General features: G+C 35.9%; 27 protein-coding genes. 20 read left to right on the top strand and 7 right to left on the bottom strand.

Going from position 1 to position 21,714, the window contains the following annotated elements; all coding sequences use genetic code 11:
* Positions 1-214: 214 nt before the first annotated feature.
* Complete coding sequence (locus tag H7K77_RS11440; protein WP_186577976.1) at positions 215-577, bottom strand: DUF2200 domain-containing protein; 363 nt, start codon at positions 575-577, stop codon at positions 215-217.
* Between the two features lie 329 nt (positions 578-906).
* Between H7K77_RS11440 and H7K77_RS11435 the strand changes: the two genes are divergently transcribed.
* The 8 genes from H7K77_RS11435 (at position 907) to H7K77_RS11400 (ending at position 5,371) form a co-directional block, all read left to right on the top strand.
* Complete coding sequence (locus H7K77_RS11435; RefSeq protein ID WP_186577975.1) at positions 907-1,863, top strand: hypothetical protein; 957 nt, start codon at positions 907-909, stop codon at positions 1,861-1,863.
* A 263-nt stretch (positions 1,864-2,126) separates the two neighbouring features.
* The gene (locus H7K77_RS11430; protein WP_186577974.1) at positions 2,127-2,465 is read left to right on the top strand and encodes a PadR family transcriptional regulator; all 339 of its coding nucleotides are present in this window, start codon (positions 2,127-2,129) and stop codon (positions 2,463-2,465) included.
* 1 nt (position 2,466) lies between these two features.
* Entirely contained in the window at positions 2,467-2,805 is a 339-nt protein-coding gene (locus tag H7K77_RS11425) for a DUF1048 domain-containing protein (protein WP_186577973.1), read from the top strand.
* A 218-nt stretch (positions 2,806-3,023) separates the two neighbouring features.
* Positions 3,024-3,515: a DUF2975 domain-containing protein gene (locus H7K77_RS11420; RefSeq protein ID WP_186577972.1), complete on the top strand. Its 492-nt coding sequence runs from the start codon at positions 3,024-3,026 to the stop codon at positions 3,513-3,515.
* A gap of 9 nt (positions 3,516-3,524) precedes the next feature.
* On the top strand, positions 3,525-3,746 hold the full coding sequence (locus tag H7K77_RS11415; RefSeq protein ID WP_186577971.1) for a helix-turn-helix domain-containing protein: 222 nt from the start codon (positions 3,525-3,527) through the stop codon (positions 3,744-3,746).
* Positions 3,747-3,828: 82 nt separating this feature from the next.
* Complete coding sequence (locus H7K77_RS11410) at positions 3,829-4,584, top strand: isoprenyl transferase (RefSeq protein ID WP_186577970.1); 756 nt, start codon at positions 3,829-3,831, stop codon at positions 4,582-4,584.
* Between the two features lie 113 nt (positions 4,585-4,697).
* Entirely contained in the window at positions 4,698-4,805 is a 108-nt protein-coding gene (locus tag H7K77_RS11405) for a YjcZ family sporulation protein (RefSeq protein ID WP_186577969.1), read from the top strand.
* Positions 4,806-5,209: 404 nt separating this feature from the next.
* Entirely contained in the window at positions 5,210-5,371 is a 162-nt protein-coding gene (locus H7K77_RS11400; protein WP_186577968.1) for a hypothetical protein, read from the top strand.
* A gap of 30 nt (positions 5,372-5,401) precedes the next feature.
* Here the strand turns inward: H7K77_RS11400 and H7K77_RS11395 are convergent, their stop codons facing one another.
* Positions 5,402-5,575 (bottom strand): aspartyl-phosphate phosphatase Spo0E family protein, encoded by a 174-nt coding sequence (locus tag H7K77_RS11395; protein ID WP_186577967.1) that lies wholly within the window; start codon positions 5,573-5,575, stop codon positions 5,402-5,404.
* A gap of 265 nt (positions 5,576-5,840) precedes the next feature.
* Between H7K77_RS11395 and H7K77_RS11390 the strand changes: the two genes are divergently transcribed.
* From H7K77_RS11390 to H7K77_RS11350, 9 genes are all read left to right on the top strand, one after another.
* Entirely contained in the window at positions 5,841-6,224 is a 384-nt protein-coding gene (locus tag H7K77_RS11390) for a hypothetical protein (protein WP_222599339.1), read from the top strand.
* 40 nt (positions 6,225-6,264) lie between these two features.
* Entirely contained in the window at positions 6,265-6,798 is a 534-nt protein-coding gene (locus H7K77_RS11385) for a ClbS/DfsB family four-helix bundle protein (RefSeq protein WP_186577965.1), read from the top strand.
* Between the two features lie 299 nt (positions 6,799-7,097).
* A complete protein-coding gene (locus H7K77_RS11380; RefSeq protein ID WP_186577964.1) occupies positions 7,098-8,105 on the top strand; it encodes a DUF3231 family protein in 1,008 nt (335 codons plus the stop codon).
* A gap of 10 nt (positions 8,106-8,115) precedes the next feature.
* A complete protein-coding gene (locus H7K77_RS11375) occupies positions 8,116-8,595 on the top strand; it encodes a hypothetical protein (RefSeq protein ID WP_328701097.1) in 480 nt (159 codons plus the stop codon).
* A 1,477-nt stretch (positions 8,596-10,072) separates the two neighbouring features.
* Positions 10,073-11,149: an HD-GYP domain-containing protein gene (locus H7K77_RS11370; RefSeq protein ID WP_186577963.1), complete on the top strand. Its 1,077-nt coding sequence runs from the start codon at positions 10,073-10,075 to the stop codon at positions 11,147-11,149.
* 260 nt (positions 11,150-11,409) lie between these two features.
* Positions 11,410-11,799: a GntR family transcriptional regulator gene (locus tag H7K77_RS11365; protein ID WP_186577962.1), complete on the top strand. Its 390-nt coding sequence runs from the start codon at positions 11,410-11,412 to the stop codon at positions 11,797-11,799.
* A complete protein-coding gene (locus H7K77_RS11360) occupies positions 11,787-12,659 on the top strand; it encodes an ABC transporter ATP-binding protein (protein WP_186577961.1) in 873 nt (290 codons plus the stop codon). Before H7K77_RS11365 ends, H7K77_RS11360 begins: the two co-directional genes overlap by 13 nt.
* Complete coding sequence (locus tag H7K77_RS11355; protein ID WP_186577960.1) at positions 12,647-13,252, top strand: ABC-2 transporter permease; 606 nt, start codon at positions 12,647-12,649, stop codon at positions 13,250-13,252. Before H7K77_RS11360 ends, H7K77_RS11355 begins: the two co-directional genes overlap by 13 nt.
* Positions 13,253-13,453: 201 nt before the next feature.
* Complete coding sequence (locus H7K77_RS11350) at positions 13,454-14,491, top strand: TDT family transporter (RefSeq protein ID WP_222599338.1); 1,038 nt, start codon at positions 13,454-13,456, stop codon at positions 14,489-14,491.
* A gap of 527 nt (positions 14,492-15,018) precedes the next feature.
* Here the strand turns inward: H7K77_RS11350 and H7K77_RS11345 are convergent.
* Positions 15,019-15,399: a hypothetical protein gene (locus tag H7K77_RS11345; protein WP_222599337.1), complete on the bottom strand. Its 381-nt coding sequence runs from the start codon at positions 15,397-15,399 to the stop codon at positions 15,019-15,021.
* A gap of 313 nt (positions 15,400-15,712) precedes the next feature.
* On the opposite strand from H7K77_RS11345, the gene H7K77_RS11340 reads away from it, so the two are divergent.
* The 3 genes from H7K77_RS11340 (at position 15,713) to H7K77_RS11330 (ending at position 17,901) form a co-directional block, all read left to right on the top strand.
* Complete coding sequence (locus H7K77_RS11340) at positions 15,713-16,144, top strand: hypothetical protein (RefSeq protein ID WP_186577957.1); 432 nt, start codon at positions 15,713-15,715, stop codon at positions 16,142-16,144.
* Between the two features lie 57 nt (positions 16,145-16,201).
* A complete protein-coding gene (locus H7K77_RS11335) occupies positions 16,202-16,948 on the top strand; it encodes a TcaA 3rd/4th domain-containing protein (RefSeq protein ID WP_186577956.1) in 747 nt (248 codons plus the stop codon).
* 131 nt (positions 16,949-17,079) lie between these two features.
* The gene (locus H7K77_RS11330) at positions 17,080-17,901 is read left to right on the top strand and encodes a nuclease-related domain-containing protein (protein ID WP_186577955.1); all 822 of its coding nucleotides are present in this window, start codon (positions 17,080-17,082) and stop codon (positions 17,899-17,901) included.
* 101 nt (positions 17,902-18,002) lie between these two features.
* Here H7K77_RS11330 and H7K77_RS11325 read toward each other — a convergent pair whose 3' ends face one another.
* The 4 genes from H7K77_RS11325 to H7K77_RS11310 are packed head-to-tail and all read right to left on the bottom strand — an operon-like array spanning position 18,003 to position 21,714.
* Positions 18,003-18,851, bottom strand: coding sequence for an alpha/beta hydrolase (locus H7K77_RS11325; protein ID WP_186577954.1), 849 nt, complete (start codon positions 18,849-18,851; stop codon positions 18,003-18,005).
* 13 nt (positions 18,852-18,864) lie between these two features.
* Complete coding sequence (locus H7K77_RS11320; protein WP_186577953.1) at positions 18,865-19,677, bottom strand: ABC transporter ATP-binding protein; 813 nt, start codon at positions 19,675-19,677, stop codon at positions 18,865-18,867.
* 14 nt (positions 19,678-19,691) lie between these two features.
* Positions 19,692-20,714, bottom strand: coding sequence for a FecCD family ABC transporter permease (locus H7K77_RS11315; protein WP_186577952.1), 1,023 nt, complete (start codon positions 20,712-20,714; stop codon positions 19,692-19,694).
* Positions 20,707-21,714 carry a FecCD family ABC transporter permease gene (locus tag H7K77_RS11310; protein WP_186578010.1) on the bottom strand — a complete coding sequence of 336 codons (1,008 nt, stop codon included), beginning with the start codon at positions 21,712-21,714 and terminating at the stop codon, positions 20,707-20,709. The genes H7K77_RS11315 and H7K77_RS11310 overlap by 8 nt, the downstream gene beginning before the upstream one ends.

Genomic DNA, 21,714 nt, shown 5'->3' with positions numbered 1-21,714 from the left:
CAATACTACTGCTTGTATTCTTAGTACTTGGTTTTCTTATAAATTTTAATATCACATTTCGTAATCAAAGAAACAGTGGAAACGATTTTTAAGTAACGGGAAGCAAGAGTTACAATAACTTAACGTAATAGATTAATGCACAATAATGAGTAAGGAAAATATAGTTAAGCTAGTTAAATAATTCAAAAAAAAGCACTGATCCTTCTAAATAGAATCAGTGTTTTTGTACTTTCCGTAAGATCTTCTCTAGTGCTTTACCCTTTGCCAACTCATCGATCAACTTGTCCAAATAGCGAATTTCCTGCATAGTAGGTTCTTCGATGTCTTCCACTCGAACGCCACAGACCACTCCTTTAATCAAATTCCTTGAAGGATTCAGATGGGGAGCTTCCGCAAAGAAGTTTTCAAAATTAGTTTCTTTTTTCAATTGTTCTACTAACTCTTCCTGACTATATCCTGTTAACCAACAGATAATTTCATCAACCTCTGTTTTCGTACGTCCTTTTCTCTCGGCCTTCGTAACATAATGGGGATAGACACTTGCAAAACTCATTGTATAGATTTTATGTTTGGCCATGATATTCCTCCATTGTATGGTTTTCTATATTATAGTACGAAAAATTGCTAGATTCAAACGGAGTAACGATCAAGAGAACCGTCGCCCAGCTTCCAAAATCTATTAATTTACATGATATTTACTAGTTAGTAATAAGAACTCAATAGTAACGGTTTAGTCTAGTAGATAGAAGGTGAGGTGGAATGAAAGATTTATTTGAGGAGATTTGGCACTAAGTAGGATGGGAGGGGAAATAACAAAATTTGAAGGAAATACTATTATTTTTGTAGTTTTCAAAAGGAAAGGTGATTTGTAAACGCACTAAAAACTTATAAAGGGATGTGGAGATCGTGATAAAAAGAACGTTACTAGCTTTCTTATTATTAGCAATAATTCTTGTACATACTTCGATAGGGCAACAAAAGGTAGAAGCTGCAAATGTATCTAAATCGGAACTTCTTACTTATTGGGCACCTCAGGTTTATCAGGATGTAAGACAAGATCGTGTATTAGGCTACAAGTACCATGAGGCAGGTGATCATATTACAAAAGCTAATTTTGATAATGATTGGGACTTAGGCAATAGCTGGGATCGAATCCGAGATGAGCAGGATAAGTATGGCGCATTACCTGCATACGCATATACTTCCTTTGTTGAAACATCCACTCACTATTTTCTAGGATATCAATATTATCATGCCATTGATGATGCATTGATTCCATCGGACAGGCATGAAAATGATTTAGAGGATGTCTATTTAGTTATTAAGAAAAATGGTGGATATGGTGAATTTGTACTGATGACCGCAAATAGTCATGGGGATATGATTCGTTACGCACCAAGTCAAATACGCTTCGATCAATCAAATGGCAACCATCCAAAAGTATTCATCTCAGCTAATGGAGATGTGATTAATAGTTCTTTTGATATAGGTGCTCGAGGTCACTCCATTAGTGCATACAATCCAGACAAGCATAACAAGTGGGTAGGCGGAGATTCTGTAATCTATAACGTTGGAAATACAGCTGAAACTCCTTTTGATAGTAGTGGTGTATTTGAAAAGTCCTACACATACCAGCTTCTAAGTATTAATGAACTGTGGGAACGAAGGTGGGATGTTGATTCTTCACCGGATGCTACAAGTACTTATGAGGCTTACAACCTTTTTAATGGAAGAGATGAGCGTTCAGGGGGAAATCCACCTTGGCAGAAGCTTTATTTTAATGATCCAGCCAAGTACTTTAACGATTTATATAATATTGGTTCTGATTTGAGATATATTGTAAATCCTTACAAAGTTAATTAGTATTGGCTTTACAACCAGTTATATAGCGAGACTAAAGGTGTGAAAAAGTAACCTTTAGTCTCGCTTTTGTTATTTTTTCTATTGAAGGTGCACGGTGTTCCATTAGTTTCCCAAAGCTTGCTGCAAGCGTCTTGGACCCCACAATATCGAACTTTTCAAGGAGAATAGGGTACTTGACAACCGATACTACTATGTAATACTATACAGTGGTAATAAGTGTTACTAAGTACTGGGAATATAGTGAGAAAGAATGAGGGATAGTTTTGGAAAATATTACAGAAATGCTAAAAGGAGTACTCGAAGGTTGTGTACTGGAAATCATCAGCCGTGGAGAGACATACGGCTATGAAATTACGCAACACCTGCGTGAACTTGGCTTCAATGATGTTGTTGAAGGCACCGTTTATACAATTACCATGCGTTTAGAGAAACACAATTTGGTGGACATTGAGAAAAAGAAATCCACTGTGGGACCTCCGAGGAAATTTTACACACTCAACGCAGCAGGTCGTGAAAAACTTGAAACTTTTTGGGGGAAATGGGATTTCATCTCAAGCAAAATGAACGAACTCAAAACTAAAGAAATCAAAAGGAGAAGATAACATGAGTTTTATTGATAAAATTATCGGAAATATGGATGACAAACGAGAATGGAAAGCGATGGAGGCCCGTGCAAAAATACTTCCAAGTGAGTATCTAAATGCTTACAAAGCAATTCAAAAATACATGTGGACTGCTGGTGGTCCTACCGATTGGAAGGACATCCACCATATCTTTGGTGGCATTCTCGATCTTTTCGAGGAAGGTGCAGCAAATGGCAAGAAAGTCACGGACCTCACGGGTGATGACGTGGCCGATTTTTGTGATGAACTAGTGAAGGATACGAAAACCTGGAGAGACAAATACCGTGAGAAGTTGAACAATACGATTGGTCGTGATTAACAGCGAAGCCGTTGTGGTCATTCATCTAGGAGAAGTAGTAGAACATTCTTAAATAGTAAAAGAGCAAAGAGCATTCTTATGTAATGAAGAATGCTCTTTATATATGTCTATAAATACATATTTTCAATAAAAAAGTTAACTTATTTAATAAAAGTTTATTGCAAAACGATAAATAACTTGCTAAAATCAAATGGAAAATGATTAGGTGAGGTGTATGTATGAAACAAGGAACAACACTCTTTTTAAAGTTAGCTGTTTTTCTAATTGGGACTCCCATTCTTGCTTTGTGTATTTTTTTATTGCCCCAGATAGCAAGTGAAGCAATCGAACAAGCACAAAAGGGAGCACAGTTGGGCTATGTAGTAATCGGTATTTTACTTGCTATGTATGGATCGGCAATACCGTTTTTCATTGCATTGTATCAGGCATTCAAGCTTTTAAGCTATATTGATAAGAACAAGGCTTTCTCCGAATTATCTGTGAGAGCACTTAAGAAAATAAAAAACTGTGCAATCCTCATTAGCATCCTATATGTTGTGGCGTTGCCGCTTGTTTTTATAATAGCACAGTGGGATGATGCACCTGGTCTCGTATTAATTGGTATGGTTATTGTTGGTGCTTCGCTGGTTGTAGCAGTCTTTGCTGCTGTTCTCCAAAGACTTTTACAAGAAGCTATTACGATAAAATCTGAAAATGATTTAACGGTCTGAGGTGATTAAATGCCGATTGTAATTACTGTTGATGTGATGCTAGCAAAAAGGAAAATGAGCGTAACTGAGCTTTCGGAGCGAGTTGGAATCACGATGGCTAACCTTTCTATTTTGAAAAATGGGAAGGCAAAAGCAATTCGACTATCTACCTTAGAGGCGATTTGTAAGGCGTTGGATTGTCAGCCAGGAGATCTTTTGGAATATAGAAGTGAGGAAGAAACTTTAGATTAGTAGTCTAAATTCCTGTTTTATAATCGAAACTTTATAACGTAGGGATATGGAAAGACAACAACGAATGTTGAGGGGATAGACAATGGTAATGAAGGTTCCTTTTTTAAAGAATAGAAATGAGAAAGTGCATGATAGGAAACAAAATATTCCAGAGCATATCGCGATCATTATGGACGGAAACGGACGCTGGGCTGGGAAGCGAGGTATGCCTAGGTTTGCTGGTCATAAAGAGGGCTTATCTTCCGTCGTGAAAATCGTCAAGGCAGCAGACAAATGCAAGGTGAAGATGCTGACATTGTACACATTTTCCACGGAAAACTGGAAGCGTCCAAAGCGTGAGATAGACTTTATCTTAAAGCTTCCCAAGGAATTTCTACATGTTTATCTGCCAGACATGATAGCCAATAATGTGCGTATTGAGGCAATCGGTAATATGGAGGAGCTTCCGGTTTCTACCCGTGAAGCGATCCAATTTGCAATCAATTCAACAAAGGATAATGATGGCCTTCAGCTGAATATTGCACTCAATTACGGAAGTAAGCAAGAGATTATGAATGCGATGAAGGATATGTTTGCCGATATACTAGATTCGAAATTGTCACTGGATGAAGTAGATGAACAACATTTTTCCGGATACCTCCATACAGCAGGCATGCCAAACCCTGATTTGCTGATTCGAACAGGTGGGGAGAAAAGGCTGAGCAATTTCTTACTCTGGCAGTTGGCCTATACGGAGTTCTGTTTTACCGATGTTCTTTGGCCAGATTTCTCCGAAAAGGAATTTATGGAGGCGCTTGGTGAATACCAGCAAAGAAAGAGAAGGTATGGCGGATTATAATGTGAGCTGTCTCCTTTGTAAAATAAAATTTTCTTAATCCGTGATGTCCGCCCTGACGAATTTGCTTTCTAAACATAAGGTATTAGTGTAGTAATCAAAAAGGAGGCTAAATAATGAGTGCAGGATACGGTTATAACGGTGGCTTTGCGTTAATCGTTGTATTGTTCATTCTTCTAATCATTGTAGGGACTTCTTATACAGGTGGATTTGGCGCATATTAATGTAAAGTAAGATATAAGTAGAGGGTATGATAGAAGTGATTGGCTTCTGTCATACCCTTATTTTGTGTGGGATTTAATGCATAAGCGATCACGGTCAAATACATATTATTGTTTTAGTTAGTTTTCTATTTTTTCTATGAGACTTTTTACATTAGACTTTTATGAGTAGGGTAGAAGATTAATAGGAGAAGGACTAGCTTTATGATAGAAGTTGAGTCACGTGTATTAAATACTCTATAGGTTTATTTGATAAAAAGAAGCTTTATTGGACAGGTGATATAGTACGGAAACACATGGTGGAGCAAAAATAAACAATTGCCGTTCCTTTCCGGAATGAAATGCATGAAATAAGAGTAACAGGGAATGTTCACGAAAATCAAGAAAAACTGAAAGAGGGTGTTTAAATGAGTCCAAAGCAAAGAATCCTATGCATTCAATGGCTAGCAGAAAACACCAAAGGTAATTATAAGTATTACGCTAGCCTATCGGATAAAGAACTAACGGAAGCTATTAAAGATTGTGAAGTACAGTTAATGAATAATGAAGCAGGGGAATATGATTGGTGATCAATCATGCGCCATCACGCTTCGCGGGACTTAACGGCCTAGTGACATTTTAACGCTATCGTATCTATTTAAAACTAAATCTAGAGTTTGGCTATGTTTGATAGTATCTGGGTGAGTAAGACCTTTTACTTTTCCTGTATGAATCATTATCTTTCTAAGGATATTTATTTTGAGTTTCAATAATACAACCTCAACTATTTTCATTGCAATTCCCTTCCTCTGTCTGTAAAAAAATAACATAAGCAGACTATATATTACCTAAATAATTGCCCGATGGGAAGGTTTTCGACAATAAAACAAATGATTCGACATAAGGATATAAGTCTTAATGCCTGTGTTGTAGGATCATCATTCAATAAATGGATATTTATGTTAAAATGAGATTAACATTTTGTAGAAATATACGAAACAAACGGCTCAGTAAAATCAAAAGGGAGGGTTGTTTATTAAATCAATCCTAGGCATTATTATGATAGTTTTATTATTCTTTATAGGTTTTTTGATAGGGTTAATGGCGTTTGGCTATAGAGTATTGATACTATCAGATATTCCTGTTTCTTATACAACCTCAGAAGCTGTTACGGCACAAATCTCATTCTTTATAGCAAGCGCCATGTTACTGATTGCTTTAGTCTCGCTGAAAAATAGAATAGGATTAGGGATTACAGCCATAATCTTTACCTTTTCATTTCTTTTTAATATTCAAGTTATTCCAAGTATGGTGCAAGGAACCAATTCTAATTCATCTATTGTACAACTTGAATTGGCACCAGTGCTGCATTTAGGGCTACTTCTTCTAGTTAACGTCTATTTACTTATCCAAAATTGGAAGCAAAAATTAGTTTTAAAATAAGGACTTGGGTGAAATTCCATTTTAGAAAAAGGGGATTACTATGACAGCGAAAAGTGAAAAAGAAATTCTATTGTTGGAAAGTGACATAAGATTTAAAGCATTATTTGAAATATTGGAATCTGTACCTAGCAGAAAAAGAAGCATCACTATTGAAACTGAAGAGAGAGATAAGAGTTTTCGTGATGTATTCATGCATCTTTATGAATGGCATGCAATGCTTGAGAGGTGGTACAGGGAAGGGATGGATGGAGATATTCCTTTTATGCCAGCCCCAGGTTATAAGTGGAGTAGTATTAAACTACTTAATAAACAAATTTGGGAAAGCTATCAAGATGTAACATTAAATCAAGCTATAAAAAAGCTGAAGTTAAGCCATGAACGAGTAATGGACCTGATTAGATTACATACCAACGAAGAAATCATGACAAAAAAATACTATAAGTGGACAAAAACAAGTAATTTATATAGCTATTTTGCAGCAAACACTTCCAACCATTATAAATGGGCTATAAAAAAGTGTGAAGCTATTGCAACTTCTATTATAGAAGGAGAAAAAATCAAGATTGCGAAATAATGTACTGCGCGAACGTTTCCTTATAAGTGCCAAGCAAGAAATAGGAGAATTGCTATCTGATAATCGATTAGCTAAAACTCGGAATGGAAGTTGTCTTGTTGAGCAGAAACGGGTTATCAGATCCTCCCACATGTACACAACGATAGTAATCATGTATTAGTGCTTTTAGCATTTTCGAGACAATCGTTAAACTCTTTTGTACGTTATACGAGGCAAAATATTTTTCTGTAAAGATTACAATAGTATAAATCTGCCATAAATGAAACAACCTAAATTTATCATTTTAGGGAGGATTGTTTATGCCAGAAAGACCACCCATTACATCTTCAGAGTTAGGTACGTTATGGCTAACCTATCAAGAAAAAACAATGATTCTGCGAATATTAGAGTATTTTATAGCAAAAGCAGATGATGAAAAAGCCAAAGGTATTATGACTGATTTGTATGAAGAACTCGAAATATATGTTGGTAAATTAGTTCAGATATATGAAGAGGAAGGTGCTGTTATACCAACTGGATATACAGCGAAGGATGTAAATAAGGATGTCCCAAAGTTATATGATAATGGCTTTGACATTATGTTTGTACGCCTATTAAAACAAATCAGTATGGGATTACATTCCTTAAATATTACAATGACGTTTCGAGAAGACATAAATATACTTTTTGAAGATCTTACTGCCATGACGCAAAAGTATTTCAGGATTTGTTCTCAATATTTGCTTGAAAAAGGGTTACTTGTCAGAACACCTTACGTGTCGATGCCAAAATCAGTTGAGTTTGTTCAAAATAATAGTTATCTAGGTGGGATAGCTCTAAATCCATTTAGCCAAAAAAGAACATTGAATACGATAGAGGTTTCACACCTTCATAAAGCTATTGAATCAAATCTAACAGGTTTACAATTGATTTTAGGTTTTGCACAGTGTGCAAATGATGGAGAGGTTAAGAAATACTTTAATGAAGGGGCAGAGCTTGCCAAAGGTATAGTCAAGGAATTGAGTGAAGTCATGATTCAAACAAACATTCCAAACCCTCAAACTCCGGGAGGGAATGCAACTGATTCAACTGTATCTCCATTTTCAGATAAGTTAATGATGTATTGCACGAGTCTATTTTGTAGTTTTTCCATGGGGAGCAATTCACTCGGATCTGCTTTTAGTTTACGAAATGATTTGCCCACAAAAAATGGGATCTTTATGAAGGATATTTTTGAATATGCTCATAATGGCGCCAAAATAATGATTAAAAATGGTTGGATGGAAGAGCCGCCTCAAATGGAAAACCGTAAACAAAAGATGAATTGAGTGATGTTGGGTGAGCCACATTAAGAAACCAAAAAAACATGAGGCTTTAATATGGAGCATAGCATTACCAGGATTTGGCCAGTTCTTAAATAACAAATTATATAAAGGCAGTATTTTTATTCTGTTGGAAGTTCTTGTGAATGTCTTAAGTAACTTCAATTTAGCGATTATATATTCCTTTACTGGAGACATACAAAAAGCCATTGATGTGACAAATCTTCAATGGCTAATGTTCTATCCTTGTTTGTATATGTTCGCCATATGGGATGCATATAGGGATGCAGAAGGAGAAATAAAGCCATATTCGTACATCCCTTTTGCATTCAGTGCTTTTTTTATTACAGTTGGGTTGATTTTTTCAACAAAACTAAAAGTAATGGGTGTCGTATTAGGGCCAATATTTCTACCTATACTTTCTTTAGTACCAGGTCTAGCGGTAGGATTAATCATTTATTATATTGTTCTAATTATTAGCAAAAGAAGCCATTAAAAGGTTACTTCTGTTTTTTAACTAAGGAGCTTTAGTTGAAAAAGGAATGAATTTTAATGGCTTCTTTTGCTGGGTAGTACAACGACACTATCAATAGATAATCGACATTTCACAACAAGGCGATCCCACTTAATTTATAAACGGATAGTAAGACAACTCTGCTAGGATCAATAAAATATACAAAAAAACAGCCGATATATATATATGGATCGACTGGTTTGGTTTGCCCAACATGGGCGAACTCTAATGGGTGAAAGTCCCTAGTACGACCTTGTAGCGGTAAGTACACAGCCAAAAGCAAGGGTGTTCACGGTGACGTGGAATCTGAAGAGCTCGAAGAAACCTCTGGTCTGATGAACAGAAACCATATAGGAGGCAACGTATGAGGACAAGACTGCCAAAGAAGTTAAAATCCAATAGCTACTAAAGTCATACGGTGTAAATATGGCAGATAGGTGGAGGGAAAGAGTTCGTACCTTAATTAGGGAGGTCTCACTGATCTGTACCAAAATCTTGTAGTGATACAAGACTGGATAGTGAGAAGTCAGCAGATGCCGTAGTAGTGAAGAGACTAACGAAAGTTAGAAGGAGCGAAGGGCTGAACAATTTTATCGTTATAGAAATCTCGATTGGAAGAGGAAATAGACCACTGGCATAAGCGGAAAAGAACTAGCTTCTTTGATAATGTAGGTACATTTTCTTCTAGCTAATTTTTTTGATACTTTTTCATATGTTGTTTGTTCTAACTCGTGAAGGAGTTTATAACTTGAAAAAAATTATTCCTAGTAAAGCGGGCTATAAATGGAAACGAAGAACCTTTGAAACCTTTGTCAAAAATGAAAGTGAGAAACTAACTGTATAAACTAGCTTATCTTTTTTCAAAGGGACGAAAATGGAAAATTGGATAAGAGCAATATAAAAGGTTGAAAGTCTAAATGTTATCTATTTACAAAATATGCATATTCCTATATATTGCAAATGTCTCCGCCTATGGATAAAAGCAAAGGGATTGTTGTAGGAAAGTTTAATAAGACCGATATATATTGTCAGAATAACTATATGGGAAATGATATATATAATTTGAATTTAATTTAGGGGAGGGAAGGGAGGAATTAACATTAGTGCCTTATTGAGCAATTTAGAATCTAGTAAAAGAAAATAGAATTAGACAATTCTTTTAATTTTCCTTTTAATCAAATCATCTACTTAAGAATATGAAAATAAAAAATATAAACAAATAACCAGGATAGATTACCATATACTAGTATGAAAGCTGTTTATTTAACTTTTTTATTATTTTCTATGTTTGAAGAAATCGACTAGAATTAGAAAAAAGTTAAGAATTTAAATAGTGATAAAATTTGCCACTTTTATTTTCACTGTTTAACCTATAAAATATTAAACGAATTGTTTTGGAAATAGTAAATATTGAAAAAACTTGTTGTTTCGAATAAGAGAAAGGTGGGTTGTGTGGGAAATGGATTCTACTAACGTAAACACGCCTCTTTCATTTGGTGATATATTAGAGCATGACATTGTTACTGAAAAAGGAGTTCTCCTTCTAAAGAAAGGGACACAACTGAGAGAAAGTCATTTACATTTACTAGATCACTTTAATTGGGATTATCGCATAAACTATAAAAAAGAGAGCGATGTCTTAGGTCAAAAAAACTCTCAAATAAAAATTGAAAAATTGATAAACGATTGCATCAATCAGTATAGTTCTATCTTAGAAAAAATTAAAATAGGTGAACTTCCGGATTTAAATGGATTTTTTAATGGATTAAAAGAAACTTATGATGAGATTAAAGGATTGGATAATGCAATTGATGTTATTTACGGATTTCAAGATTTAGATCAATATACTTATCAACATAGTGTGAATGTCAGTTTACTTGCAGGTCTAATTGGAAAAATAATGGACTTTTCTGACGCTGATATATGTTTGCTAATTAATATGGGGATTGTTCATGACATTGGTAAAGTTAAGGTTGATAACAACATTCTTAACAAGAATTGTAGTCTAACTAATCAAGAGTATGCCGAGATTAAAAAACATACATTACATGGTTACCAACTCCTTATAGATATATTGGGGAATGAAAAGATAGCAGAAGGAGCGCTTCTTCATCATGAAAGATTGGATGGTACTGGTTATCCTATTGGAAAATCAGGACAAAATATTCCATTTTTAGTACAAGTAATATCAATTGCTGATTCATTTGATGCGATTTGCACAGAAAGAAGTTACCATGAACAAAGATCACCTTTTTTCGCAATAAACATTTTAATTCAGGATGCGGTAAGTCATAAATTAAATTCAGAGGTTACTTATACATTTGTTCGATATTTAATGAATCAATATAAGGGTAAAAAGATTACCATTAACAATGGTGAAATCGGGGAAATTATTTATGTCCCTTATGATGAGCCACATAAGCCTATCGTTAGATGTGAAGATAGACTTTACGACTTACGTAATATCATGCTCAAAATAGTAGACTTTGTAGATTTAGGGCAAAAGGAACTTCGAAGTAAGAAGCCTACTTTATAAAAAAAGCTTTCATAGGGATTTGCAAAATTTCAGTCAATATTTTTTCAGAGTTTGTTTTGTGAAGTTAATCAGAACAAGCTCTTTTTTCTATTTCCAAAGTGGTAGTGCAAAACTAATTTTTATTAACCGAGTTGTACTTCGAATTCGGGTATATGTAAGATTACTTTACCTTGAGTTAAAAAGAGTTGCCTACTGCTTTTATATGTGTGTATAATGTATATGAAGTATATATACAATATCTAGGGTGAAGAGGGAATGGCATGCAAATAATTATCTCCAACAGTTCAAAGGAGCCAATTTATGAACAAATTACGAATCAGATTAAGACTTCCATTCTAGCTGGAGAGCTACAGGAGGGAACAGCATTACCTTCCATACGTCAGCTTGCAAAGGATTTAAAAATTAGTGTTATCACAACGAAACGGGCATATGAGGAATTGGAGAAGGCGGACTTTATTTATTCCATTGTTGGGAAAGGGTCTTTTGTCGCTGAGCAAAATTTAGAGATTATTAAGGAAAAGAAGTTGAAGGTCATTGAGGAGCAGTTGAGTGCAGTTATAACGAATAGCAAGGAAATCGGACTATCGCTGGATGAACTACAGCAATTATTGAAGTTCTTATATGAGGAGGGAAAGGAATGGGAAATGTAGTTGAGTTAAAAAATGTAACGAAAAAATTCAAAGATTTTTCCATTAAAAATATGGATTTACAAGTGAAGCAAGGCTTTGTAACGGGATTTATTGGAGCAAATGGTGCAGGCAAGTCGACGACGATAAAAATGATGATGAATCTATTAAAACCGGATAGCGGAGAGGTTAAGCTTTTCGGATTGGACTACAAAACAGAGGAAAAGGCGATCAAGGAGCGCATTGGATTCGTGTACGATGGTAATGTATTTTTTGAAGGGTTAAATTTAAAGGATATAAAGCGCATTGTTGGGCCTGCTTACAAACGCTGGGATGATACATTGTTTTATCACTATATCGAGCAATTCGAATTACCTCTTAATAAGGCGATGAAAACTTTCTCAAAGGGGATGAAAATGAAGGCATCATTGGCGATAGCTTTGTCACATAATGCAGAACTTATTATTATGGATGAACCTACCGCAGGTTTAGATCCTATTTTTAGAAGGGAACTATTGGATTTATTACAGGAACTAATGCTTGACGGTAGTCGTACCATTTTCTTCTCAACGCATATCACAATCGATTTAGATCGTATCGCAGATTATATCGCCTTTTTACAAAATGGGGAATTGGTATTTAACCATTCTATTCACGACGTAACTGAAAACTATGCGCTCGTTAAAGGAGGAAGGGAACTGTTAGATAGCGATACTAAAAAGGCTTTTGTGCATATTGATCGTGCATCAACAGGATTCGAAGCATTGACTAATAATATTAAATTAGTGAAAGATACTTTCGGAGACACTGTGATCATCGAACGTGCTTCACTAGAAGATATTATGAATTACTTTAAAGGGGGGTTTACAGCATGTTTAATCTAATAAGACGTGATGTTATCCTTCAGAAAAGACAACTACTAATCTTTATTCCTTTTATCCTATTCTTTATTATTATGAATGCTCATCCTGCCTTGACTTTTTTGGTTGCAAGCATCTTTATCCCTTTTAATACGTATGCTTATGATGAAAAAGCAGAAACAAATATTTTGTTAAATTCCTTACCTTACACACGGAAGGAAATTATTGCATCACGTTATCTTGGTGCGATCATTTACATGGTGTTATCCATTGGGCTAGCAAGTCTAGCATTGTTTGCTTTCCAAAAAAACTTTACGATGACTGATATTGCCATTGGTGCTGGCTTATTCTTAGTGTTTGCTTCGTTTACCTTTCCGTTATTTTATATCTTTAAACCAGGCTATATTTCAACTGTTGTAATGATCAGCTTTCTCCTGTTAGCGGGGATAGGACCAGCTATCGTAACATTTTTAGCTGATCATTTAACCGTTATAACAGATTTCATTACGAATTTAACTATGCCCACTTTATATACAGGAGTTGCAGTTGTTATCCTGGCACTTTATGCTATTTCTTGGGTGACTACCAATATTGTCTACCACCGAAAAACATTCTAAGTGCTGCAACATCTTTTGAAGAAGAGTGTATCCTATGAAGACTTATTATTATGTGGAAATAACTATAAAGTGGTACTATTAACTTCTATAATTTTTTTTACATAGGTGATAAGATTGCTCTATTTGGTGTTGGTTACTATCATGTGTTTGCTTTTGATTACGATTTTTACTTGGAAGAAAATTTACATAAAAACGTCTACTATGGCTGTAGTAATGGCAATGGGAATCATTACGCAAGGGGTTCTGACTAATTTTTTCAGTTCAGGGGATATAAGTATTTACGGCAAACTTTTAAGCATTGTTAATATTTCATTGTGGATTTCTTTTTTATTTTCCTTACTCTTATCCATTCAAAATAAACAATTTAGACACATCCATTATGAAAATCCGATTAATCGGTTCGGCATTGGAACGTGGATCGCTGGTACTTCGGTTTGTAGCATTCTAATATATAAAAATTTCCCGGAATGGCTTCTATTGGTTGAATGGCTTACTATTCTAAACGCTTTTCTATGGATGACCTACATCATAATCAGTATCATTGCCATAAGAGACATATACAGGTTGGATTTGACCAAGAAGGTTCATGGAATCCTTTTGTTGACTACAGTAAGCACACAATCCCTCGTGCTATTATTGAATACTGTTTTTAAATCGGAAAGGGTCTTTTATATAAATGTTTCCTTATTATTAGTTGGAATAATGTTCTATCTTGTATGTGTAAGTTTAATTCTAAATCGATATTTAAGAAATTTGACGAGTTTTAATATTGAGGTTGACTGGAACAATACGAATTGTATATTGCATGGAGCAGTATCGATTACTGGTCTTGCTTGTATTTTTTCGAATGCTGTTCATGATTCAATCATAGCATTCCTTTGGATAATCTCAGCTGCTACCTTTCTTGTTGTTGAATTAATTGAGATTTATAGATTCTTTAAGCGTATTAAACGATACGGGGTTTCAGAGGGGATTTTCATTTATGACGTGTCACAGTGGAGTCGTATTTTTACATTTGGAATGTTTTATACCTTTACATATAAAAGTTATACAGGGACAGGCTTATTATCCAAAATTCAATCACCAGTTATCCATATAGGTGTATGGGTTATCCTTTCCCTTATTATGATCGAGATCTTATTAAGTGTGAGGGAGATTCTATCCAATTATCAAATGAACCGTATGAGGATGAAGGGGATAGCGTATTCTAATATTTCCCCAGTAAAAGAGGATTTTTAGTGCCTCCTAAATTGGTTTGGTGAATGGACTACGACCTGTATCGTCTATTGAATATTATCCATCTAGTATTAGTGGCTAGCAAGAAGAGCATAGTAGATCTTAATTAGATTGAGTGATTGGCATATAAACCTAGTTAAACGTATATATTTTATAAATACCAGTCGAAGTGTGGAAAGTGGGGGGGCAGATTTGAGGGAGTATATCGGAGATTGCAAACGTTGCGGAAAAGAGATTTGTTGTGAGAATGGATTTTTTAATGGGGTATTCACTTCAGACAATGACTATCTCTGCTTTGAGTGTGAGGAAAAAAAGCAACATCATGCTCAAGAAAGCCGTTACGAGTGAGTGATTAGCAAAATATGAATTGTTTCATAAACCTTAATTTGGTTCCACCGTTTTAGACAGCCAAGGCTTAAATGAAAAAGTTTCTTAGAATGACTAAGAATAGAGAATCCTAATATAACGGTTATTGAAAACAACATGTCTAACAATTCCCCTTTTCAAAAGGACGCAACAAGCTATCTGTTTTATTCAAACCATCCTCTGCCAGACCGCTTTACTTTACGAGCTAGGAAACCATACAAATACAAACTCATCATATCTTTCGTTAGTTCACGAAGCTGTTCAGGTGTAAATAGTAAATCACCAGAATCAGTTGGTGTCTGCCAGTCATAACGGATATAACCATTTTGCTTACCAAGGTTGCGAACCTTCATGTGATATTCATTAAATATCGTTTTTTTGACTGCAGCAAGATCATCCTGAACAGATTCCATAACGGTATCTAATTTATCCAGATATAGAATCTTGGTAGTAGTAAATGGCCCGTTTTCAAAGGAAGCATAGTCTAGCTTAAATACTTTGAGCACCATTGGTAATACAATGTATGCATGTAAAGCCTTATTCATCTGTGGATTTAACATATGAAACACTCGCTTTTTATTTTTATTATAATGCGAACATGAGTTCTTGTAAAGGGCGGGAATGTACAAGAGGATAATACTAATTAGAGGAGTCAGGTACTAGGAAAAGAAAGTGGTCTTTTTCTAGCATCTGACTCTTTTCTCTGTTAACAAAAGATATCCTTTCCAATTAACAAAACTATCTTCAATATACAAATTGGATAATTATGTTAAAATTGTAGGTGAACTGATGAGTATTACTTACAACAAATATTGATAAGTAAATATTCTTTAAACATCAACTGAAAGGAGAATAGATATGCAAAATAAAGCTCATAACTTAATATTAGCAGGAATCATTCTAAATATTACACAGTGGGTTGTCATTTTTATCCTATTGCAAAACATATTCGGATACTTTGATGGCTACACTATTTTCAATCCAAATGTAACGAACGGCTCTATGCAATCTTTCAGATTCATAGATTGGTTGATGTCGATGATATATTCTGGTGTACCATTCAACTATTTAGTATTCATAGCTATCGTTACTTGTCTTTTGTATTTAATCCCGACTGCAATTTTTATTATTTTGGAGGTAGTAGCTTACTTTATGATAAGGAAAAACGATCATTCTTCTTGGTCAACATTTATCTTAGCGATGGGGATTAAAAATGTATTAATCGACTTATCTGGTATCCCTTTTCTTGTGGCAGGTTTACTCATGTTTAAAGAAAATAAAACTAGTTGACCTAGGATAATTGTGGTATAGGGAATTGGATTGAGCTTAAGAGGGGGGAAGCTATCGATGAAAAAATCGCGTATATTGCTCACACTATTTTTTTATTTAGTAATTGGTGTAAGTACGTATTGGGTGGCTTCCATCATTTACGAAGAACCGGACCAAAGCTTTCGGGGGACAGTAATCAATCTTCCGGAAGAGACAGAATTTAAAGAGAAAGTGCCTGTCACTCTAGTGTCCAATATTACTCATACTTCGTTTTATATCGATGGAGAAAGACAATCAACTTTGGCTAACCGGTTATATTTAGGTGAAGTGCCAGTTGGAGCAACCATCGAAGGGAAGGCCGATTTTTATTGGGGTGAAATGAAAAGTGAAAAACAAACGATTCAATATGGAAAAAAAGAGTATGACATCACCCCTAACATACCTGTAATGGATAAAGGGATGAAAACAATATTTAATGAGATTATCCATACGTTTGCAAAAGAAAGACTGCTTATCCTTGTTAATAAGAATCCTGATTTATTGACTAATGTATCGGACCAATTAAAAAATAGATACATAGAGCAAATGGCAAACACGAGAATTATAGAAGCGAAGTCAAAAGATGTTATTATTAACTTAAAAGGAACCATCTATGAACAAGGACCAGATTATACCGATAAGTTAGTTGTTCCAGTCACTTTCGTAAATCAAATTACAACAGAAGATGGAAGAGTTCCTGAAGAGGTGACACAAGAAGTAAAACTAACATTGTTGTACGAACAAGCATATCGATATTGGGAAGTGATTGAGGAAGAGGAATTATAATAGTTGTGCATCTGTAGTTTTATTTTGGAAATGTTTTAGGGATGGCTTGGCTATTCCAGTTAATTCCATCCAGAATATAGTAATTATTATATATTTATCTTATTTCAACTTTGAATATTAAGGAGTATCACATGTTTAATTTCTTCAAGAAAAAAACTAAACAACCGGAAGAGAAAGTAGAAGTTAAAAAGAATAGCACTAATCAGACTAGTTCTCGAAGTAAAGAAGAGTTAGCAGAAGTAAAAGGTCAAATTGGAGAACATAAAATTGATATACAGCTCTCACAATTTCCTAAAGAATATAAATACTTTAATGATTTGATGATTAAAAATCCCAAATCCAAAACAGGCTTTTCCCAGATTGACCATGTGGTAATTACTCCTTATGGAATATTTGTTATTGAAACAAAGAATTATCAAGGAACTATTTATGGTGGAAAAGATAGAAAAACATGGCTAGTAAATGGGAAATTCAAGTTTATGAATCCTTTCTATCAGAATTATGGGCATGTAGAGGCCCTGAAACAATTGTTGGATAACAAGCATGAAGAATCGTTCATCTCGATGGTCTCCTTTACAAAGAGATGTACATTTAAAATCGGTGTGGAACTAAGGAAAATTCAATCTAATGAAATAATAGTTTACGACATTGAGCTTTCCGATTTTATCCAAAGAAAAGTGAACGTCCAAAAAATGTTGTATAAAGAACCATTGCTCTCAGAAGCAGATATACATCAAATCTATCAATCTATAGCTAACGCAAATGTGGAAGATAAAACGATACGAGAACAGCATAACGACTCAATTAAAAATGCAACAAGCAAACAAAAAAGTAAAACAGCTACATGCGTAGTTTGTGATAAACCAGTTTCTGATAAAGTAAAGACTTATTGCTTATCTAATAAGAAGTTTAGTGGAAAGGTTTATTGCTTTGAGCATCAGAAAAGTGTGTAAAACAGAATGAAATGATCTTAATTAAGGTGTCAGGCATAAAGGGATAAATATCTTATCCCAGTGCCTGGCATCTCTTGTTTTCATGGACTTATAATAGTTATCTATCGATCGGTTCTGCCTTCGATGTCTATAAAGTTCTGCAGCGTAAACCGCAACCCTTTACTGATCACAGTTGGAACGATAGACATGTGGTTTTCGTTTTCACCCTCGATGTAGCGAACCTCAAAGCGGTTACTGTTATAAGATTCTAAGCGTGCTGTTAAAGCTTTTGCATCGATAATCAAATGATCCTTTTCCAAAGAACCAACAGATAGAAAAAGGCGAATCGCTTCCTTATTATTTTCAAGGTTGGCAAGGAAAGAGGGAACATAATCTAACACATTTCGCTCGTTCCACCAAATGGACGGACTCGTTGCAATATACCCTTGGAAGGTATCTGGCTTTGTAAACAAGGTGTATAGTGCAAACAATCCCCCTAAGGAATGGCCAAAGATGGTTTGCTGCTTCGGATTAATTTGATAATGCTCGACCAAAAAGGGTTGAATCTCTTCTCTTAGAAAAGAAAGGAATTGTTCAGCTGCTCCATTTTCTGGCCAGGGCCGTCCATCAGGTCTCGGTGGAAGAGTAGTAGATGTAGCCGGTGGCGTGTAATCGTAAAATCTTCGTTTAAGATTAAACGGTTGATCGCCTGGATACCCTATTCCGACTACAACAGCTGCAGGAACCCCTGTAGCATCTGTTCGTCGTGATTGTAGCGAGATAGCATGCTGCACGGTTTGAAAAAGTGCATTGCCATCTAGTACATACACAACAGGAAATCCTGAAGGGGGAGGAGGCTGATCTGGTGTATATATGTACAATTCATAGGGAGAATTCACTTGTTCTTCCGGGTAGATGTGTAATTGTTTTATCGTTGGATCCTTCCTGGAAAACTCTTCATATCTCATCATGCAATCACGTCCTTTATCCATGGGTGCGTTGTAATGTTTTTATGTTTAAAGGTTCGTATCCATAGCAAACAGGAGCCCCATTGTGTGGATCAATCATGACCCGTGCTTGTATTTCAAATACGTCACGCAAAACCGTTTCGTTTATAATATCAATCGGCTTACCAGTAGCCATAATTTCCCCTTTTTTCATGGCAACAATCTCATGGGAGAACCGAGCTGCATGGTTAATATCATGAAGCACCATGACAATGGAGCATTGATACTCGCGATTTAAGGTTTCAACAATTTGCAGTACCTCTAGCTGGTGTGCCATGTCTAAGTAAGTGGTTGGTTCGTCTAGCAATAGAATGTCCGTATTCTGTGCGAGTGCCATTGCAAGCCAAACCTTTTGCTTTTGGCCACCAGAAAGTGTACCGATACTTCTTGTCCGGAAAACACTTGTGTTCGTCATGTCCATCGCCCATTCTATCGTTTCTTTATCCTCAGTAGTCAGCTTATTTATATTTTTTCGATGCGGATACCGTCCATATGTGACCAGCTCCTCTACCGACAATTCCCCAGGTGCTGTTGGATGCTGTGGAAGTAGGGAAAGTCTTTTAGCTATTTCTTTTGTCGGTATCGAATTTAAATCTTCCTCTTGGAGATACACTTTTCCATGCTTTTGTTTTAATATGCGTCCAATTGTCTTTAATAGCGTTGATTTCCCACATCCATTAGGACCAATGATCGTTGTAATGCTTCCTGCTTTGACAGACAAATCTAAGTTTTTAAAAACAGTATGATTTTCATATCTCGTTTCAATCTGTTCTGTCCGTAATATACTCATATTACTTCTACCTCCTATGCTTTTTCTTTCATTAGTAAATAAAGAAAATAGGGAACACCAATAATCGAAATCACAATACCAACAGGAATTTCCACTGGGGCAAACACTGTTTTAGCAATGAAATCGGATGTGATAACGAGAAACATCCCGATGGCTCCACAAATAGGGATCACTTGTTTATGATGGATACCGACTAGTCTTTTCGCGATATGAGGAGACATTAGGCCAATAAAGCCGATGCTACCTGATACCGAGACACTTGCACTAACGAGACCGATACTGGCCAAAAGGAGGACGATTTTTTCTCGGTCCACTACAATCCCTAAGCTCTTCATGCTTTCTTCCTCAAGCTGAAAATAATCAAGCATCGATGCTTTTTTATAAATGATCGGAACAAGAAAGAGAAGCCATGGTAGCATGGAAGCAATAAATACCCAATTGGCATTGTATATGGAACCCGAAATCCATACAGTGGCCATTTCGAAATCAGCTGCTTTCATTTTTAAAGAAAGATAAAGGGCTAAAGCTCCGAATCCTGATCCAATGGCGATCCCTGTCAACAACAAGCGCTGGGAATCAAGGGAACCATTCTTTAAGGAAAAGATTAAGATAATACTCGCTGCGGCAAGACCACCAATAAGTCCAAATAATGGTTGAATCATGATCGTGAACCAATGACTAAGATCTAACTGTGATTGAAAAAAGAACATGAACAGTACAATGGCGGCACCAGCACCAGCATTAATTCCTAAAATTCCCGGATCTGCAAGACCATTTCGGGTTATCCCTTGTAGGACAGCACCTGCTATTCCGAGACTAAAACCAACAAGGCCAGCCAATACGATGCGCGGTAAACGAAAATCAAATATAACTAAATCATGATCCGGGTTAGCCTCGATTCGAAATAGGCTACGGAAAACCTCTTGGATAGTGAGCTCATAGGTCCCGTTCATCAAACTAATCCATACGATCGTGATCGTTAACAAAAGGATAATCGCAAGACTCCATCTATAGGGAGCTTTAGAGTAGTTAGACATGACTTTTTCCTCCTCTTGTTCGAATTAAATATAGGAAGAATGGAACACCGAGTAAGGATGTCACTACACCGATCGGAGTTTCAAATGGGTAATTTAGCAGACGACTAAGAACATCCGCCAGTCCTAGAAAGAGTCCGCCTATAATGGCTGTACAAGGAATCACCCATTTATAATCAATTCCAACTATGTATCTTGTGATATGAGGGATCATCAGACCTACGAAACCAATTTTACCTACCAACGCAATAGCTGTTCCGGTTAAAAGAATGACGGAGAGCATCGATATTGCTTTCAACAGTAAGGGGCGTTGTCCTAAGTTTGTTGACATTTCATCTCCCAGTGACAAAATGGTGAGCGATTTGGAAACGGATAGAGCTAGTAGAAGTCCAATTACACCAAATGGTATTGCGAGTAAAAAGAGGTCCATGGTCACTTGGTGTAAACGGGCATTATACCAAAAGCTGATGGATTGGGAAATTTCAAAATAAGAAGCAATCGCTGCAGATACACTGCTTAGGAATGTCCCGATCACGGTTCCGATAATTGCTAGACGAACTGGGGATAACCCATTTCGTATTAAAGAACCAAATCCAAAAACAATCATTGCGCCAAGGGCAGATCCAACCATCGAGTATAAAATCAAGGCAGAAGAGGATAACCCTGGTGCAAGCACCATACATAATGTAATCATAAAGGCCGAACCATCAGAAACACCCATAATGGAAGGGGAGGCGAGATAGTTTCTCGTCATCCCCTGCATAAGCGCACCAGAAATCGCTAGGTAGGCTCCCACAAGAATCGCCCCAAGTACCCGCGGCAACCGTGCCGTTATGATAATCGCATGATTGACGTTCGTCTCATCATATTGGAAAAAAGCATCCCATATCGTATGTAAATCTATCTCTTTTGTTCCAACTAAAATAGATAAAGCAATGGTCCCCATAAAGAGGACCGGTGATAAGCATATAATTGTAACTGGTACGATGATTCTTTTGTTCAT

The organism is Aquibacillus kalidii (assembly GCF_014280935.1).
Taxonomy (GTDB): domain Bacteria; phylum Bacillota; class Bacilli; order Bacillales; family Amphibacillaceae; genus Aquibacillus_D; species Aquibacillus_D kalidii.
This window is presented reverse-complemented; position numbering and strand designations above follow the sequence as displayed.

What these genes read in the sequence shown, in the direction of transcription:
- H7K77_RS11325 (WP_186577954.1), bottom strand. Translation starts at nt 18,851, where the DNA reads ATGATGAGATATGAAGAGTTTTCCAGGAAGGATCCAACGATAAAACAA.
- H7K77_RS11355 (WP_186577960.1), top strand. Translation starts at nt 12,647, where the DNA reads ATGTTTAATCTAATAAGACGTGATGTTATCCTTCAGAAAAGACAACTA.
- H7K77_RS11410 (WP_186577970.1), top strand. Translation starts at nt 3,829, where the DNA reads ATGGTAATGAAGGTTCCTTTTTTAAAGAATAGAAATGAGAAAGTGCAT.
- H7K77_RS11365 (WP_186577962.1), top strand. Translation starts at nt 11,410, where the DNA reads ATGCAAATAATTATCTCCAACAGTTCAAAGGAGCCAATTTATGAACAA.
- H7K77_RS11395 (WP_186577967.1), bottom strand. Translation starts at nt 5,575, where the DNA reads ATGAAAATAGTTGAGGTTGTATTATTGAAACTCAAAATAAATATCCTT.
- H7K77_RS11335 (WP_186577956.1), top strand. Translation starts at nt 16,202, where the DNA reads ATGAAAAAATCGCGTATATTGCTCACACTATTTTTTTATTTAGTAATT.
- H7K77_RS11340 (WP_186577957.1), top strand. Translation starts at nt 15,713, where the DNA reads ATGCAAAATAAAGCTCATAACTTAATATTAGCAGGAATCATTCTAAAT.
- H7K77_RS11310 (WP_186578010.1), bottom strand. Translation starts at nt 21,714, where the DNA reads ATGAACAAAAGAATCATCGTACCAGTTACAATTATATGCTTATCACCG.
- H7K77_RS11350 (WP_222599338.1), top strand. Translation starts at nt 13,454, where the DNA reads ATGGCTGTAGTAATGGCAATGGGAATCATTACGCAAGGGGTTCTGACT.
- H7K77_RS11385 (WP_186577965.1), top strand. Translation starts at nt 6,265, where the DNA reads ATGACAGCGAAAAGTGAAAAAGAAATTCTATTGTTGGAAAGTGACATA.
- H7K77_RS11420 (WP_186577972.1), top strand. Translation starts at nt 3,024, where the DNA reads ATGAAACAAGGAACAACACTCTTTTTAAAGTTAGCTGTTTTTCTAATT.
- H7K77_RS11345 (WP_222599337.1), bottom strand. Translation starts at nt 15,399, where the DNA reads ATGAATAAGGCTTTACATGCATACATTGTATTACCAATGGTGCTCAAA.
- H7K77_RS11320 (WP_186577953.1), bottom strand. Translation starts at nt 19,677, where the DNA reads ATGAGTATATTACGGACAGAACAGATTGAAACGAGATATGAAAATCAT.
- H7K77_RS11380 (WP_186577964.1), top strand. Translation starts at nt 7,098, where the DNA reads ATGCCAGAAAGACCACCCATTACATCTTCAGAGTTAGGTACGTTATGG.
- H7K77_RS11390 (WP_222599339.1), top strand. Translation starts at nt 5,841, where the DNA reads ATGATAGTTTTATTATTCTTTATAGGTTTTTTGATAGGGTTAATGGCG.
- H7K77_RS11440 (WP_186577976.1), bottom strand. Translation starts at nt 577, where the DNA reads ATGGCCAAACATAAAATCTATACAATGAGTTTTGCAAGTGTCTATCCC.
- H7K77_RS11415 (WP_186577971.1), top strand. Translation starts at nt 3,525, where the DNA reads ATGCCGATTGTAATTACTGTTGATGTGATGCTAGCAAAAAGGAAAATG.
- H7K77_RS11400 (WP_186577968.1), top strand. Translation starts at nt 5,210, where the DNA reads ATGAGTCCAAAGCAAAGAATCCTATGCATTCAATGGCTAGCAGAAAAC.
- H7K77_RS11330 (WP_186577955.1), top strand. Translation starts at nt 17,080, where the DNA reads ATGTTTAATTTCTTCAAGAAAAAAACTAAACAACCGGAAGAGAAAGTA.
- H7K77_RS11360 (WP_186577961.1), top strand. Translation starts at nt 11,787, where the DNA reads ATGGGAAATGTAGTTGAGTTAAAAAATGTAACGAAAAAATTCAAAGAT.
- H7K77_RS11425 (WP_186577973.1), top strand. Translation starts at nt 2,467, where the DNA reads ATGAGTTTTATTGATAAAATTATCGGAAATATGGATGACAAACGAGAA.
- H7K77_RS11370 (WP_186577963.1), top strand. Translation starts at nt 10,073, where the DNA reads ATGGATTCTACTAACGTAAACACGCCTCTTTCATTTGGTGATATATTA.
- H7K77_RS11315 (WP_186577952.1), bottom strand. Translation starts at nt 20,714, where the DNA reads ATGTCTAACTACTCTAAAGCTCCCTATAGATGGAGTCTTGCGATTATC.
- H7K77_RS11405 (WP_186577969.1), top strand. Translation starts at nt 4,698, where the DNA reads ATGAGTGCAGGATACGGTTATAACGGTGGCTTTGCGTTAATCGTTGTA.